Source organism: Arthrobacter sp. ZGTC412, from assembly GCF_002929215.1.
Taxonomy (GTDB): Bacteria; Actinomycetota; Actinomycetes; order Actinomycetales; family Micrococcaceae; genus Arthrobacter.
Map to the genome: position 1 here is coordinate 229,651 of NZ_PJII01000004.1, position 14,059 is coordinate 243,709.

The 14,059-nt window shown below is 64.4% G+C and carries 13 protein-coding genes and 1 pseudogene; 3 read left to right on the top strand and 11 right to left on the bottom strand.

Annotation, left to right across the window (positions count from 1 at the left end; genetic code table 11):
- Positions 1 to 310 precede the first annotated feature (310 nt).
- Together CXQ88_RS07815 and CXQ88_RS07820 are read left to right on the top strand one after the other, a co-directional pair.
- Complete coding sequence (locus CXQ88_RS07815; RefSeq protein WP_104043589.1) at positions 311 to 2,224, top strand: amylosucrase; 1,914 nt, start codon at positions 311 to 313, stop codon at positions 2,222 to 2,224.
- Positions 2,225 to 2,314: 90 nt separating this feature from the next.
- Complete coding sequence (locus CXQ88_RS07820; protein ID WP_104043590.1) at positions 2,315 to 3,172, top strand: prephenate dehydratase; 858 nt, start codon at positions 2,315 to 2,317, stop codon at positions 3,170 to 3,172.
- Here CXQ88_RS07820 and CXQ88_RS07825 read toward each other — a convergent pair.
- Positions 3,154 to 5,064 carry an FAD-binding monooxygenase gene (locus CXQ88_RS07825; protein WP_104043591.1) on the bottom strand — a complete coding sequence of 637 codons (1,911 nt, stop codon included), beginning with the start codon at positions 5,062 to 5,064 and terminating at the stop codon, positions 3,154 to 3,156. The genes CXQ88_RS07820 and CXQ88_RS07825 overlap by 19 nt on opposite strands.
- A gap of 246 nt (positions 5,065 to 5,310) precedes the next feature.
- On the opposite strand from CXQ88_RS07825, the pseudogene CXQ88_RS07830 reads away from it, so the two are divergent.
- A pseudogene (locus CXQ88_RS07830) lies at positions 5,311 to 5,451 on the top strand (2-dehydro-3-deoxyglucarate aldolase); the annotation flags it as partial.
- A 119-nt stretch (positions 5,452 to 5,570) separates the two neighbouring features.
- Here the strand turns inward: CXQ88_RS07830 and CXQ88_RS07835 are convergent.
- From CXQ88_RS07835 to CXQ88_RS07880, 10 genes are all read right to left on the bottom strand, one after another.
- The gene (locus tag CXQ88_RS07835) at positions 5,571 to 5,816 is read right to left on the bottom strand and encodes a hypothetical protein (protein WP_104043592.1); all 246 of its coding nucleotides are present in this window, start codon (positions 5,814 to 5,816) and stop codon (positions 5,571 to 5,573) included.
- 73 nt (positions 5,817 to 5,889) lie between these two features.
- A complete protein-coding gene (locus CXQ88_RS07840; protein WP_104043593.1) occupies positions 5,890 to 6,276 on the bottom strand; it encodes a hypothetical protein in 387 nt (128 codons plus the stop codon).
- Between the two features lie 199 nt (positions 6,277 to 6,475).
- Complete coding sequence (gene urtE / locus CXQ88_RS07845) at positions 6,476 to 7,168, bottom strand: urea ABC transporter ATP-binding subunit UrtE (protein WP_104043594.1); 693 nt, start codon at positions 7,166 to 7,168, stop codon at positions 6,476 to 6,478.
- The gene (urtD, locus tag CXQ88_RS07850) at positions 7,161 to 7,970 is read right to left on the bottom strand and encodes an urea ABC transporter ATP-binding protein UrtD (RefSeq protein ID WP_104043595.1); all 810 of its coding nucleotides are present in this window, start codon (positions 7,968 to 7,970) and stop codon (positions 7,161 to 7,163) included. The genes urtE and urtD overlap by 8 nt, the downstream gene beginning before the upstream one ends.
- The gene (gene urtC / locus CXQ88_RS07855; RefSeq protein ID WP_104043596.1) at positions 7,967 to 9,121 is read right to left on the bottom strand and encodes an urea ABC transporter permease subunit UrtC; all 1,155 of its coding nucleotides are present in this window, start codon (positions 9,119 to 9,121) and stop codon (positions 7,967 to 7,969) included. Before urtC ends, urtD begins: the two co-directional genes overlap by 4 nt.
- Positions 9,118 to 10,002, bottom strand: coding sequence for an urea ABC transporter permease subunit UrtB (gene urtB / locus CXQ88_RS07860; protein ID WP_104043597.1), 885 nt, complete (start codon positions 10,000 to 10,002; stop codon positions 9,118 to 9,120). Before urtB ends, urtC begins: the two co-directional genes overlap by 4 nt.
- A 36-nt stretch (positions 10,003 to 10,038) precedes the next feature.
- Positions 10,039 to 11,304: an urea ABC transporter substrate-binding protein gene (gene urtA, locus CXQ88_RS07865; RefSeq protein ID WP_104043598.1), complete on the bottom strand. Its 1,266-nt coding sequence runs from the start codon at positions 11,302 to 11,304 to the stop codon at positions 10,039 to 10,041.
- A gap of 366 nt (positions 11,305 to 11,670) precedes the next feature.
- Positions 11,671 to 12,096, bottom strand: coding sequence for a heat shock protein transcriptional repressor HspR (locus CXQ88_RS07870; RefSeq protein ID WP_104043599.1), 426 nt, complete (start codon positions 12,094 to 12,096; stop codon positions 11,671 to 11,673).
- A gap of 13 nt (positions 12,097 to 12,109) precedes the next feature.
- A complete protein-coding gene (locus CXQ88_RS07875; RefSeq protein WP_181037443.1) occupies positions 12,110 to 13,081 on the bottom strand; it encodes a DnaJ C-terminal domain-containing protein in 972 nt (323 codons plus the stop codon).
- 272 nt (positions 13,082 to 13,353) lie between these two features.
- Positions 13,354 to 14,058 carry a nucleotide exchange factor GrpE gene (locus CXQ88_RS07880; RefSeq protein WP_104043601.1) on the bottom strand — a complete coding sequence of 235 codons (705 nt, stop codon included), beginning with the start codon at positions 14,056 to 14,058 and terminating at the stop codon, positions 13,354 to 13,356.
- Position 14,059: the final 1 nt, after the last annotated feature.

Below are 14,059 nucleotides of genomic sequence, written 5' to 3' on the forward strand. Positions count from 1 at the left end.
AGTACAGCACTAACCCGTCGACTAAGCCCTTGATGTCGGTCTGGAGAAGGTACTGGCCGGAGGGCTGGGTCAGGCCACGGCGCTTCGCCAGAGCACCGCTCCCCCCTGTTCCACGTCCAGTCTCCAGAAGCAGAGGGACAGCCAACGGATGCGATGCGCGCGTTCTACAGTGCTCTCGCCACTTTTTAGCCTCATGGGCAGCGCAGAAGGTTGCGCGCCGCCGTCGTAGCCTTCCCCTGCCATGCGACGTGGGATACTCCGATAACAAATTCCTGCCGGACGTGCCGGCGGGCCGGAAGGGGAAGTTGGCATGCAGGAATTCGTAAGCCTGGACGAAACGGCGCGGCAGCACGTCGACGGCGCCCTCGCTGGAGCGGACCTCAACGCAGGAGCTGACTTCAACCAGCGGCTCCAGCGACACTTTCCTGACCTTTGCCGCCTCTTTCACTCTCTGTACGGCGCCCGGTCCGACTGGCTGGACCAGCTGACCGCGCTGGTTCTGCACAGCGCCCGCTCGTGGCAGGAACGTCCGGCAGAGCTGAAGGTCATCGACGCCGGGCGGGAGGCGAACAGGGACTGGTTCCTGTCCAACGACATGCTGGGCGGGGTCTGCTACGTGGACCGGTACGCGGAAAGCCTGGAGGGGGTCCGCAGCCGTATCCCCTACTTCAAGGAGCTCGGCCTCACTTACCTGCACCTCATGCCGCTGTTCCTGGCACCCGAACCCCACTCGGACGGCGGTTACGCGGTCTCCAGCTACCGTGAAGTGAACCCGAAGCTGGGCACCATGGAGCAGCTGCGGTCACTGGCTACCGAGCTGAGGGCCAACGGCATCAGCCTGGTGGTGGACTTCATCTTCAACCACACATCAGACGAGCACGAGTGGGCCCGGCGCGCGGCCGGGGGCGATCCCGAGTACAGCGACTACTACTGGATTTTCCCGGACCGCACCATGCCGGACGCCTTCGAACAGAACGTGCGCGAGATCTTTCCCGAAAACCATGCGGGGTCCTTCATCCAGATGGAGGACGGCCGCTGGATCTGGGCCACGTTCCACAACTACCAGTGGGACCTGAACTACTCCAACCCGGACGTTTTCCGTGCGATGGCCGGCGAAATGCTGTTCTTGGCGAACCAGGGCGTGGACATCCTCCGTATGGACGCCGTGGCCTTCATCTGGAAGCAGCTGGGCACCCCGTGCGAGAACCTCCCTGAAGCGCACACGCTGCTCCAGGCCTTCAACGCCGTATGCCGGCTCGCCGCGCCGTCGCTGCTGTTCAAGTCCGAGGCGATCGTGCATCCGGACGAGGTGGCCCTATACATTGACCCCGCGGAGTGCCAGATCTCCTACAACCCGCTGCAGATGGCGTTGATCTGGGAGGCGCTGGCCACCCGCGACGTCTCGCTGCTGGCCCAGGCACTGGAGCGCCGGCACAACATCCCCGAGGGCACTTCCTGGGTGAACTACGTCCGCAGCCACGATGACATCGGCTGGACGTTCGCGGACGAGGATGCAGCGGAACTAGGGATCAACGGCTTCGACCACCGGCGCTTCCTGAACTCCTTTTACGTCAACCGTTTCCCGGGCAGCTTCGCCCGCGGCGTCCCGTTCCAGGACAACCCGAAGACAGGCGACTGCAGGATCTCAGGCACGACGGCGTCGCTGTGCGGCATGGAGGTTGACCCGGCGGAGGCGGTGGAGCGGATCCTCCTGGCCCACTCGGTTGCCTTCAGCACCGGCGGCATCCCCCTGCTGTACCTGGGCGATGAGGTAGGCCAGATCAACGACTACGGATTCGACCGGGAAGAGGGCCACGAGACTGACAGCCGCTGGGTGCACCGCCCACACTTCCCCGAAGAGCAGTACGAGCACCGACTGGACCCGTCCACCCCTGAAGGTGCCGTCTACGCCGGCATGAAGCGCATGATCCAGGTCCGGGCCGGCACGCCCGAGCTGGCCGGCACCCGGCTGATCGACTTCCACACCAACAACCGCGGCGTCCTGGCGTACCAGCGGCCCGGCGGTCGCAACCCATCAGGCAAGGAATCAAGGGTCCTGGCGCTGGCCAACTTCAGCGACCAATCCCAGGCCCTGCCTGCCGAAACCTTCTCCGCGTTCTCAGCCGCCGCCGTCGACCTTCTCTCCGAAGCCGAGCTGCAGCTGGATGAGGGCGTCACGCTCCTGCCGCGCCAGTACGTCTGGCTGCGCGTCAACCCTAACTAGGTAGCGCCAAGTGTCGTATTGACCGGCGAAAACGACACTTAGCGCTACTCAGTTGGGCCCGCAGGCGCGGGGCGTGAAAGCATACGGATCATGGCCCAGAAGATTGCGTACCAGGGTGAGCCCGGCGCCAACTCCAATATTGCTTGCAAGCAGATGTTCCCCGCCCTCGAAAGCGTGCCCTGCGCGAGCTTCGAGGACGCCTTCGAGTTGGTGTCCAGCGGCGAGGCGGATCTGGCCATGATCCCCATCGAGAACTCCATCGCCGGGCGGGTGGCGGACATCCACATCCTGCTGCCCCAGTCGAACCTGCAGATCGTAGGTGAGTTCTTCCTGCCCATCCACTTCGACCTGCTGGGCATCCCGGGCAGCACCATCGACGACGCCACCGAAGTCCACAGCCACATCCACGCCCTGGGCCAGTGCCGGAAACTCATCCGCGAGCACGGCCTCAAGCCCGTCATCGCCGGTGATACCGCCGGCTCAGCACGCGAAGTCAGCGAGTGGAACGATCCCCGCAAGCTGTCCCTCGCTCCCCCGCTGGCCGCGCAGATCTACGGCCTGGAAGTGCTGGCCTCCCGGGTGGAGGACGACCCCTCCAACACCACCCGCTTTGTGGTCCTGGCACGGGAAACGGAACTGCCGGCCCGGGACGAACTGCCCGGACCCGCGGTGACCAGCTTTGTGTTCCGTGTGCGGAACGTCCCGTCCGCGCTCTTCAAAGCGCTGGGCGGCTTCGCCACGAACGGCGTAAACATGACGCGGCTGGAAAGCTACATGGTGGGCAACGAGTTCGCCGCCACCATGTTTATGGCCGACGTCGAGGGCCACCCCGAGGACCTGCCGCTGAAGCTGGCCCTCGAGGAACTGGACTTCTTCACCACCGAAGTGCGCGTCCTCGGTGTGTATTCAGCCGCCGAGTACAGGACGCGTCAGACCGTCAGCGGTTGACCTGCCGTGTGGTGCGGCTTCAGCAGGGGTGCGAAGAACTCCCCGAACTCAGCCGTCGCCGTCAGGGGCAGGACGTTGGCCACGTACTGGTCCGGCCGCACCACCACCACCACGCCGCCGCGGTCCAGGCCGCGCAGTTCAAAGATGTCCGCGGCAGGGTCGGTGGCGTACACCTTCTCATAGTCGGTCAGCTTGAACGGGCCAACCGGCGGCTTGAAGACCGCGGGAACTTTCCCGATGTCCACGGCGGTGTGCGGTTGCTGGTAGATCACCTTGACGTCGAACCAGGCGTCAGGATCAGCGTCCGACGGCGTCGCGGCCAGCGGCGATTCGGGCGAGTTCGCGATCCACTCGGCGAAGTCCGCCACACCTGAGCGCGCACCTGCCGGCGCGGGGTCCGCGAAGACGTAGATGCGCCACCGGCCGTCCGCCGTGGCGTGGTGGCCGAGGTGCAGCGGGTTGGTGTCACCTACCCGTACCACGGGTGCGGACTTGAAGCGTTTGCCCACCGGGAACCCGGTGGCAAGGTCCTGGTGCTTGGCGGGGGCTACCAGCATGGACGGCGCGTATTCGGTCATGAACCCGGCCGGGAACTCGGCGGTGCGCACGTAGAAGTCCTCAAGGTCCGAGGGGTTTTCGAACTCCTCGGGCTTCTTGGCCATCATCGTTGACCATTCTTTGTCGAAGTCGATGAGGTTCTTCGCCACCACCTGACGTTCGGCGGAGTAGGTGGACAGCAGGCTTTCCGGGCTGCGGCCCTCCAGGACGTGCCCGAGTTTCCAGGCGATGTTGAAGCCGTCCTGCATGGAGACGTTCATGCCCTGGCCGGCCTTGGCGCTGTGCGTGTGGCAGGCGTCGCCGGTGATGAACACGCGGGGGGTGCGGGTGCCACGGTCCTCCGGCAGGACGTCATCGAACCGGTCCGTGAGCCGGTGCCCCACCTCGTAGACGCTGTGCCACGCGACGTTCCGGACGTCCAGGGTGTAAGGGTGGAGGATCTCGTTAGCCTTGAGGATGATTTCCTCGATGCTGGTGTTGCGGACGGCACCGTGAGTGGCAGGGTCCACCTCGCCGAGGTCAACGTACATCCGGAAGAGGTGGCCGCCTTCCCGCGGGATCAGCAGGATGCTGCCCTTTTCACCCTGGATGGCGCACTTGGTGCGGATGTCGGGGAAGTCCGTGACGGCGAGGGTGTCCATCACGCCCCAGGCGTGGTTGGCCTGGTCGCCGGCGAGGTGGCAGCCAATTGCCTCGCGTACCTTGCTGCGGGCACCGTCGGCACCCACCACGTACTTGGCCCTGACAGTGCGCTCCTGCCCTTCGTCTGGACCGGCGGTGTGGAGCAGTGTCACGGTGACGGGGTATTCGCCCCCGTCCGTGATGCTGAGGGACTTGAACTCGTAGCCGTAGTCCGGCTTTAGGCGCGTCGGCGAGTTGGCCGCGAATTCGGCGAAGTAGTCCAGCACGCGTGCCTGGTTCACGATGAGGTGCGGGAACTCGCTGATGCCCATTTCGTCATCCACGGCCCGGGCAGTCCGGATGATGTTCGCGCGGTTGGCGGGGTCCGGCTTCCAGAACGCCATCTCTGTGATGCGGTAGGCCTCGGCGATGATCCGCTCCGCGAAGCCGAAGGCCTGGAAGGTCTCCACGCTCCGTGCTTGGATGCCGTCAGCCTGGCCGATGGCAAGGCGCCCCGGACGGCGCTCGATGATCCGCGTGGTGACATCCGGGAACATCGAAAGCTGTGCGGCGGCGAGCATGCCCGCCGGTCCGGTCCCAACGATCAGCACGTCGACCTGGTCGGGGAGCTCCTCGGGCCGGTTGAGGCCGACGCCGGCAGCCGGCTTTACCCGCGGGTCTCCGGATACGTAGCCGTGGTGGTGAAACTGCACGGAATTCCTCACTTCGTTGTGTGGCTCTTCGGCCGGAATGGTGTTCGATAATAGAACTTGAGTTTCCATATGAGAAACCGCTACTGTTGGAGCAACACTGTACGCCACCTGCGACGGGGTCGACAAGGGCCTCAGAAGTCGCCGAACAAAAAGGGATGACACGGGGGAAGCCGGGGGCCCATAGTTATCGTATACGTTTCGCACTTGATGAGGAGACGGTTTGGAGCAGGTCAATGGGGACATCTCCACTACCTGGACAACGGCGCCAACTTCATCCTCGTGGGTGCCGACGTCGCCCTCCTGGCCCGCGGCTCCGAAGCCCTCGCCGCCAGATATGTGCCGAACGATCCGGTGGTTGAGCCTGCCGAAACCCCTCCTAGCTACTGACCCCCGGCGGTCAAGCCCGCCGCCAACCCCTTCGAGCCCCTCGAACCCTTCTTAAACGTCAAAGCGCCTGCCGGCCCTTTCGGAAAGGGGCCGGCAGGCGCTTTGTAGTTCACAGTGGACTAGCCGACGCGGGTGTAGCTGATCTCTGTCACTCCCAGAGGAGCCGAGTGGAGTGTCACGTAAGTGCCCTGCCGCTTGTTGGCGTTGCCGGGAAGCGCGCCCGGCAACGAGACGTAGTTGCCTTCAGCGCGGGGAGGAACCTCCCGACCGGCAGGCAGGGTGACGTAGCTGCCCCCGCGAGGGATCTGTTTCGTGTCAGGCGTCGTGGGTGCAGTGGCTACGGGACGGTCGGTCGTAAAGGTCATATTTCAACTGTACGGGCTTATTTTTAGTAACTAACAATAAGGTGGCCGAACTCACGGCTTCACCCTTGCAGGGCTACCCCATCGCAGGAGCGGGCGCTGTCCGTCCGGCGGCCTGGCGGCGGGCCCAGCGGGCAAGCTTCTTGCCCTTGCCCTTCCACCAGTTGTCCTCGTCCTTGTCATGGTGCAGCCGGAAGATAAAGGCAATCAGCACAAACATGCCCATCACCACATCGATCCACGACGTCAGCACCAAAGCAATAAGGACCGTCAGGCCGTTGGCAATGACGGACGGAATGGCCAGGGTCCGGAAGACGGTGCTGGCCACATAGCGCCGGTGCGACCGCGGCACGGACAGCGCACGCACCATGTCGAAGCAGACGCACACCACCACAATGGTCTGTCCGATTGCCAGCAGCACCTGGCCGGGAAGAGAGCCGCTGAAGGAGGCGATCGCTTCCATGCCTGGGCTCACCGGATGCCCCTGCCATCAAAACGGGATGGAGAGGGCGCCCGCCATTGGGTACCAAACATCAAAACCCCCAGAAACTTGGAACCACTGCTGCTGATCCAACAGTGGTTCCATTCAAGTTTCCGGGGGCTGTGCCGTCACGAGTAGTGGGTACTCTAATTTTCCTGATCTGCAGAGGTTTTCCCTTGACTCATATAAGCATCGCCTTCCGAACGTCTCCCGCGGATCCGGCACCGCCGGCCCCTGAGGAGGAGACCCTGCCCGCCGAGATTACGTAGTAACTGTCCGCGGCCTGCAGGGCAAAACCGATGTGCTGCTCTACCAGGAGGATGCTCATTCCGTTGCGCTGGGACAACTCAATGATGGTCGCTTCTATCTCGGCCACGATGTTTGGCTGGATGCCCTCGGTAGGTTCGTCAAGGATCAGCAGGCGCGGATCAGTGATAAGTGCCCGGGCGATGGCCAACTGCTGCCGCTGACCGCCCGAGAGCAGACCGGCCCGCCGGGCCAGCAATGGCCGGAGCGCCGGAAACATGTCCAAGGCTTCCGCCACGCGTCCGGCGCTGTTCCTGCGCCCGTCCGCCACGAGCTGCAGGTTCTCCAGGACGGACAGTTGCCCGAATGACTGCTGGCCCTGCGGCACGTATGCCATGCCGCGGTCCACCCGCCGGTGTGGGCGGATGGCTGAGATATCCTCCCCGTCGAGCCTGATGCGCCCGGCAGTGGGTTTGAGAAGCCCGACGACGGCGCGCAGCAGGGTTGTCTTGCCGGCACCGTTGTGCCCCAGGACAGAGACAACGGCTCCGTCCGGGACGGTCACGCTGACGCCGGAGATGACCTGGGTGCGGCCGTAACCGGTCTGCAGATTTTCGATTTCAAGCATCGGTTGCCTCCACTCCCGAGGACCCCAGGTAGACGTCCTGCACCTTTTGGTCCGCCTGCACCTGTGCCACACTGCCCTCGCTGAGGACTTTGCCCGCGGCAAGGACAGTGACGGAAGTTGCGAACTCCCGCACGAAATCCATGTCGTGTTCAATCACCAACGTGATGCGGCTGGCAGCTATCCGGCGCAGCAGCTCTCCGGTTTCCAGGCGCTCGTCCTGGCTCATCCCGGCAATGGGTTCGTCCAGCAGGAGGATGTCCGAGTTCTGCACCAGAAGCATGCCGATTTCCAGCCATTGCTTCTGTCCGTGGGCGAGGATTCCCGCTTTTTTCGCGGCTGCCCCCTCCAGGCCGATGATCTCAAGCGCCTCTTCCACCGCCGCATCCACGGTCTTGCGGCGCCGGAGCAACCGAAGCGGGCCGCGGCCGGAACCGGCGGCGATGTCGAGGTTCTGGAGTACGGAAAGATTTTCAAACACACTGGCAGTCTGGAACGTGCGCCCCACCCCCAGCCGGGCGGTTTGGTGTACTTTGCGTCCGAGGATCTCGGTGCCGGTGTGGTTTACCGATCCTGTGGCAGGCACAAGGCCGGTGATCGCATCGATCACGGTGGTCTTCCCGGCGCCGTTCGGGCCGATCAGGAACCTCAGGTCACCCTGGATCACATCGAGACTGACGTTGTCCACGGCGAGGAATCCGTCAAAGGAGACTGACAGGTTGCGTACTTCAAGGTACTTTGGCCGGCCATGGCGCAGCCCTCCGGCCCGCGGCTCACCGTCAGGAAGCAGGATGGGTGTGCTCATCTGCGGGCCTCCTCTGGCACGGTGGCTTTCTCTTCAGCGTCAGGCGATGTTGCCACTGGCGCCGGACGTGCCGGCGCCGCAGGCGATGATGCCGCGGAACGGGTTCTGCGCCGCCTGCCCACCAAGGCCGGCAATGAGGCCAGCCCGCCCGGCATGAATCCGATCACCAGGACAAACAACAGGCCCTGGAAGTACACCCAGAAGGAGGGAAAGGTGGAGGACAGGCCGGCCTGGGCCACGGCGACGCCGACAGCGCCAAGGACCGGCCCCAGAAGCGTTGCCCGGCCGCCGATTGCAACGCCAATAAGGAAGGCGATGGAAGGGATCACGCCCACGTCTGCCGGCGAGATGATGCCAACGAGCGGGACGAACAAAGCACCTGCGATGCCTGCCAGGACGGCTGCAACCACGTAGATGACGGTTTTGATGGTTGCCGGATCGTACCCCAGGAAACGGACGCGCTCCTCCTGGTCCCGGACCGCAACCAGCAACTCGCCGAGCCGGCTGTGCATCAGCTGCCGGGCAAGGGCCAGGGACAGCAGGAGGACTGTCGCCGCAATCATGTACAACATCACCTTGTTGTTCGGGTCCTTCAGGTCAAAGCCGAAGAATGACCGGAACCCGCTGAGCCCGTTCGAGCCTCCGGTGGTAGCCTGCTGGCCAACCAGAAACACAGCGAATGCAGCCGCCAGCGCTTGGCTGAGAATGGCGAAGTAGGCGCCCTTGACCCGGCGCTTGAAGACCGCCAAGCCCAGGACAAGTGCCACGAGCCCCGGTATGAGCACCACCGCCAGCAGCGTGACCGCGGGGCTCCGGAAAGGCTCCCACCAGCCGGGCACCACACCGCTGCCGTAAAGGGACATGAAGTCCGGCACGCCGGAGCCGCCGAAGAGCGACGCGTCAGCAAGCTTCATGTGCATTGCCATGATGTAGGCGCCAAGCCCGAAAAACACCCCCTGGCCGAGGGTCAGCATGCCGCCGCGCCCCCACGCCAGGCCAATACCGACCGCCACGATCGCGAAGCAGAGAAACTTCCCGAGCAGGGCCAGGTTGAACGCGGGAAGTACGGCGGGTGCAACCCCCAGGAGCAGGACCGCGCCCAGGGTGAATCCGGCCGCGGTTCCCATCCGTCCTTGCAACAGCCCTCTCATGCCAGGCTCCTCGTCTTGAGGCTGAAGATGCCCTGCGGCCGAAGCTGAAGGAACACCACGATCACTATCAGGATCAGGACCTTGCCGATGCTGGCCGTCGTCGAGTACTCGAAGACGGACTGCAGCACTCCCAGGGAGAACGCGGCGATGACGGCGCCCTTGATCTGGCCAATGCCGCCCGCCACTACCACCAGGAAGGCATCCACGATGTAGTTGGTGCCGAGGTAGGGGCTGGTGGAACCTATAAGGGTGACGGCGACACCGGCGACACCGGCCAGGCCGGAACCGATGAAGAACGTCAGTTGGTCGCTCCGCCGGGTTGAGACGCCGATGGTTTCTGCGAGATCGCGGTTCAGGACAACAGCCCGGATACGGCGACCCAGCGGCGTGGCCTTCAGGAGCAGGACCAGCCCGGCCAGGCACACCAGCGAGAGCCCCAGGATAAAGAGCCGGGTCAGCGGGATGGGGGCGCCGAGCAGCTCGATGTTCCCCTGCAGCCAGTCCGGTGCACGGACATCCACGCTGGGTGCGCCGAAAATATCCCGCGCGGCCTGCTGCAGGATCAGCGCCACCCCGAAGGTGACCAGGAGGGTGTCCAGGGGCCGGTGGTACATGCGGCGCAACAGCACCGCCTCGAGCACCAGCCCCAGGACACCTCCCACCAGAAAGCCTGCGGGAATGGAAACCAGCAGTGAGATGCCGGCGTCGGAGATGGCCCGCTGGACCACGAAGGCCGTGTAGGCACCGGCCATCATGACCTCTCCGTGGGCCATGTTGATGACCCCCATCTGGCCGAAGGTCAACGAGAGTCCCAATGCTGCCAGCAGCAGCACCGAGCCGAGGCTGAGTCCGGCGAACATCTGCCCTATCAGGAGTTCCATTCCAGCAGGCCTTTCATCGATATTCTGGAGCGGCCGCTACTTGGCCAGGTCCTTGGCCCAGTCATAGGTGGCCAGGAACGGGTCCGGTTCAACTGCCTCGGGTGAGGACCAGACCGTGTCGATGAGGCCCTCCGAATTGATCTTCCCGATCCGGGGGGTCTTGGTGATGTGGTTGTTTTCCCCGTCAACTGTCACCAACCCTTCGGGCGCTTCGAAGGTCACGCCGTCCGCGGCGGCCTGGACCTTGTCCACTTCGAATGACCCGGCCTTCTCCACCATGGCTTTCCACAGGTGCAGCGAGGTGTAGGCAGCTTCCATGGGGTCGCTGGTCACCCGCTCGGCGCCGAACTTGGCCTTGAACGCGGCAACGAACTTCTTGTTGGCCGGGGTGTCCAGGGTCTGGTAGTAATCCCACGCAGTCAGCTGGCCCTGAACGTTGTCCAGGCCGACGCCGGGGACTTCCTCCTCGGCGATGGAGACGGAGACCACGGGCATGGTGTCCGCCGTCAGGCCGACGCTCTTGTACTGTCGAAAGAAGGCCACATTACTGTCGCCGTTCAGGGTGTTGAAGACCGCATCGGCTTTGGAGTCCCGGACCTTGTTAACGATGGTGGAGAAGTCCGTGGAGCCAAGCGGCGTGTACTCTTCCCCCAAAATTTCAATGCCCTTGGCGGCGGCATAGGCCTGGATGATCTTGTTGGCCGTACGCGGGAAGACGTAATCGCTGCCAACCAGGAAAAGAGACTTGGTACCCTGCTCAGCCAGGTAATCCAGGGCTGGAATGATCTGCTGGTTGGTAGTGGCGCCCGTATAGAAGATGTTCTTAGAAGACTCCAGGCCCTCATACTGCACCGGATAGAACAGCAGCGCATCATTGGCTTCGAACACGGGAAGCATGGCCTTGCGGCTTGATGAGGTCCATCCACCGAACACCGCGGCAGTGCAATCCTGTTGGATTAGTTTTCCGGCGCGCTCGGCAAACTTGGTCGGTTCGCTGGCGCCGTCCTCACTGACCACCTGGAGCTGCTTGCCCAGGACGCCGCCGGAGGCATTGATTTCCTCTGCGGCCAGGGTCAGGGAATCGAAGACGGTGCTTTCGCTGATGGCCATGGTGCCCGACAGGGAGTTGATGAAGCCCACTTTGATGCTGTTGCCCGACGTGTCCACACAGGAAGTGCCGGTGCTGGCGGCGGAGCTCCCGGACGTTGGATCCGCAATCTGGCTGCCACAGCCTGCCAGGACTGTGGCCACGGCGGCCGCCGCCAGGGGAAGGAAAGCGCGTTTGTGAACCGAAACCCTCATGTGTACCTGCTTCTCACTCAGCCGCTGCGCTGGCAGTGGCTCGCCTCCGAGGTCCTGGGAAGTGACCTCTTGGGATGAATGTAGGAGCGAATTGTTTCGGCGGCTGCGGGGTTGGTTTCGGGACAGTTTCGGAACTGTTGCCGGGGCTGGCCGCAGGTATGGTGCAAGGCCCGACGGGCGGAAGAAACCGCTGGAAAGCAGGGGGTTGAGAGTTAACCTGCGGGAAACGCACCTTCGCGTAACGTTGGCACGCAAACCGGACATATTCCGCTGCGGGCATCGCTAACCCGGCCTGAACTGCGGTTACTCACAAATCTCAGGAACGGAGAAGGCCGGCCACGCGCACGCCCGCCGCAGCAGGAGGGCTTACGGGCCTATGGCGCGCGGCCGCCACAGCACCACAGCCTGTGAGCGGGGACGGGGCCGCTGGCCGCGGGCCAGGCTCACCACGTCGCCCGCGGCGCCAGCCGCAAAAATGCGTGAATCGAAAGGCTGCGGCCGCCGGCTCAGTTCGTCAGCCAACTCCGAAACCCGGCGCTGCAAAGCGGCCACCTGGTTCTCGAGTTCGAGGATCCGCTTAATCCCTTCGAGCGAGACGCCTTCCTGGGACAGCCGCTGCACCTCGCGCAGCATGTTGATGTCGCGCTGCGAGTAGCGGCGGGACTTGCCCGGCGCGCGGCTGGGCGAGACGATGCCCAAGCGGTCGTACTGCCGGAGGGTCTGGGGGTGCATGTCCGCCAGTTCAGCCGCCACCGAGATCACAAAGATCGGCTGGTCTGAGTTGATGTCCACGGCTCACCCGCTGCTAAAGCCGGGCCTTGGCGGCCAGGCCCTCTCGGACGTCGGCTCCGGCCGTGGCATCAGCAAACGCCTTGACCGCGGCTTCGGCTTCCTTGTTCAGGTTCTTGGGAACGGCGACGTCGATGGTCACCAGCAGGTCGCCGGTCCCCTTGGACGTCTTCACGCCTTTGCCCTTGACCCGGAGTGTACGGCCCGACGGCGTACCGGCGGGCACCCGGACCCGCACCTTTTCGCCGTCGATGGTAGGCACTTCGATGTCGGCGCCCAAAGCCGCTTCGGGGAAGGTGACGGGGACGTGCACGCGGAGGTTGTCGCCGTCGCGCGTGTAAAACTCATGCGGCTTGACCGCCACGGAGACCACGAGGTCGCCGTTCCCGGCCGGACCCGGCTGGCCCTTGCCGCGGACGCGGACCTTCTGGCCGTCCTTGATGCCGGCGGGCACGCGGACGTCGATGACCTCGCCGCTGGGTTCCCGCAGCCCGATGGTGGTGCCGCGGATGGAACCCGAGAAGGAAATACTCGTGGAGGCAGAACGGTCAGCGCCCTTCTGCGGCGTGCGCTGAAAACCGGGCTGCCCGAAGCCGCCGCCGAACAAGTCCGCGAACTCGGGCGGGATGCCGCCGGCCGAGGGGTTGAACCCGCCTGAGTGGCGCCCGGTGTTGCCAGTGAACAGGCCGCCGAACATGTCCTCGAACCCGCCGTTGCCTGCACCTGCGCCGCCGGGAGCGAAGCGGGCACCGCCGCCCATTGCCCGGATGGCGTCATATTGCTGGCGCTCTTCTGGATCGGAAAGTACAGAGTAAGCCTCGGAGATGTCCTTGAACTTCTTCTCGGAAGCAGAATTCCCCGAGTTGGTGTCAGGGTGGTGCTGCCGGGCGAGCTTCCGATAAGCCTTCTTGATGTCGGCGTCGGAAGCGTCCTTGGCGATACCAAGGATCGCGTAAAAGTCCTTGTCCACCCAATCCTGGCTAGCCAATGGCGTTTCCTTTCAAAGTCTTCTAACTAACAGCTCTCCGCGGTACAGGGGCCCCCGCCCCTACGCGTGGTGGCTCGGTCCTGACGGACCACGCCACCACGCTCCGGCAGGCCCGATGCCACTCCCGGGGCCCCTGTACCGCTGCGAGCTTTGTGGTTACCTCACCTTAGGCGAGATGACCGCGGCGCGGAGGCCGGATATGGGGCGGCGGTGTGGAGGGCACCGCGGAGCGGGCACCGCCCCATATCCGGCGTAGCGCGGGCCAACCCGGGCTACGCGGGAACGGCCACGATGACCTGGGCGGCCCGCAGGACGCGTTCGCCTGACTTGTAGCCTGAGCGAAGTACCTGGCTGACAGTGTCAACTTCGATGTCCTCGCCGGGCTGCTGGATCAGGGCCTCGTGGATCGTGGGATCGAACTCCACTCCGGTCTCATCAATGCGTGCCAGGCCGTAGGTCTTCAGCGCGTTCTCCAGCTTGGTGGCGATCGCGGCGAAGGGGCCATCGGTGAGGTCGCCGTGCTGCCGGGCGGCGTCGACGTCGTCCAGTACCGGGAGCAGGGAGTTCAGGACGCCGATGACGGCCATCTCCCCTGCCACGGCACGGTCGCGTTCAACGCGCTTGCGGTAGTTGACGTACTCGGCCTGCAGGCGGAGGAGGTCATTCTTCAGCTCAGCTGCTTCAGCGGAGGTGGATCCCGCCGAAACACCCTGGGCCACGGATTCCTCAGCCGGCACCTCGATGCCGTTAAGGATCTCCTCGGCCTGGGCCAGTGCGTCGCCGTCGGAATCCACTGCATCAGAAGCGTCGCCGGGAACGGACTGGCCGCCCTCGGGGTGCCGGGCCTGCCCGGTCACCGGGTCAACCTTGCGGTTGTCCCGGATGACCGGTTCCTGGTGGCCGTTGCCCTGCTGCTCCTGGAGGTGCTCTTCACGGGGTGACGTGTTGTGCTCTTCCTCGTTACCGTGATGCGGCATG

Excerpts from the sequence above, each read along its gene's own strand:
- CXQ88_RS07815 (WP_104043589.1), top strand. The coding sequence starts at position 311 with ATGCAGGAATTCGTAAGCCTGGACGAAACGGCGCGGCAGCACGTCGAC.
- CXQ88_RS07820 (WP_104043590.1), top strand. The coding sequence starts at position 2,315 with ATGGCCCAGAAGATTGCGTACCAGGGTGAGCCCGGCGCCAACTCCAAT.
- CXQ88_RS07835 (WP_104043592.1), bottom strand. The coding sequence starts at position 5,816 with ATGACCTTTACGACCGACCGTCCCGTAGCCACTGCACCCACGACGCCT.
- CXQ88_RS07840 (WP_104043593.1), bottom strand. The coding sequence starts at position 6,276 with ATGGAAGCGATCGCCTCCTTCAGCGGCTCTCTTCCCGGCCAGGTGCTG.
- urtE (WP_104043594.1), bottom strand. The coding sequence starts at position 7,168 with ATGCTTGAAATCGAAAATCTGCAGACCGGTTACGGCCGCACCCAGGTC.
- urtD (WP_104043595.1), bottom strand. The coding sequence starts at position 7,970 with ATGAGCACACCCATCCTGCTTCCTGACGGTGAGCCGCGGGCCGGAGGG.
- urtC (WP_104043596.1), bottom strand. The coding sequence starts at position 9,121 with ATGAGAGGGCTGTTGCAAGGACGGATGGGAACCGCGGCCGGATTCACC.
- urtB (WP_104043597.1), bottom strand. The coding sequence starts at position 10,002 with ATGGAACTCCTGATAGGGCAGATGTTCGCCGGACTCAGCCTCGGCTCG.
- urtA (WP_104043598.1), bottom strand. The coding sequence starts at position 11,304 with ATGAGGGTTTCGGTTCACAAACGCGCTTTCCTTCCCCTGGCGGCGGCC.
- CXQ88_RS07880 (WP_104043601.1), bottom strand. The coding sequence starts at position 14,058 with ATGCCGCATCACGGTAACGAGGAAGAGCACAACACGTCACCCCGTGAA.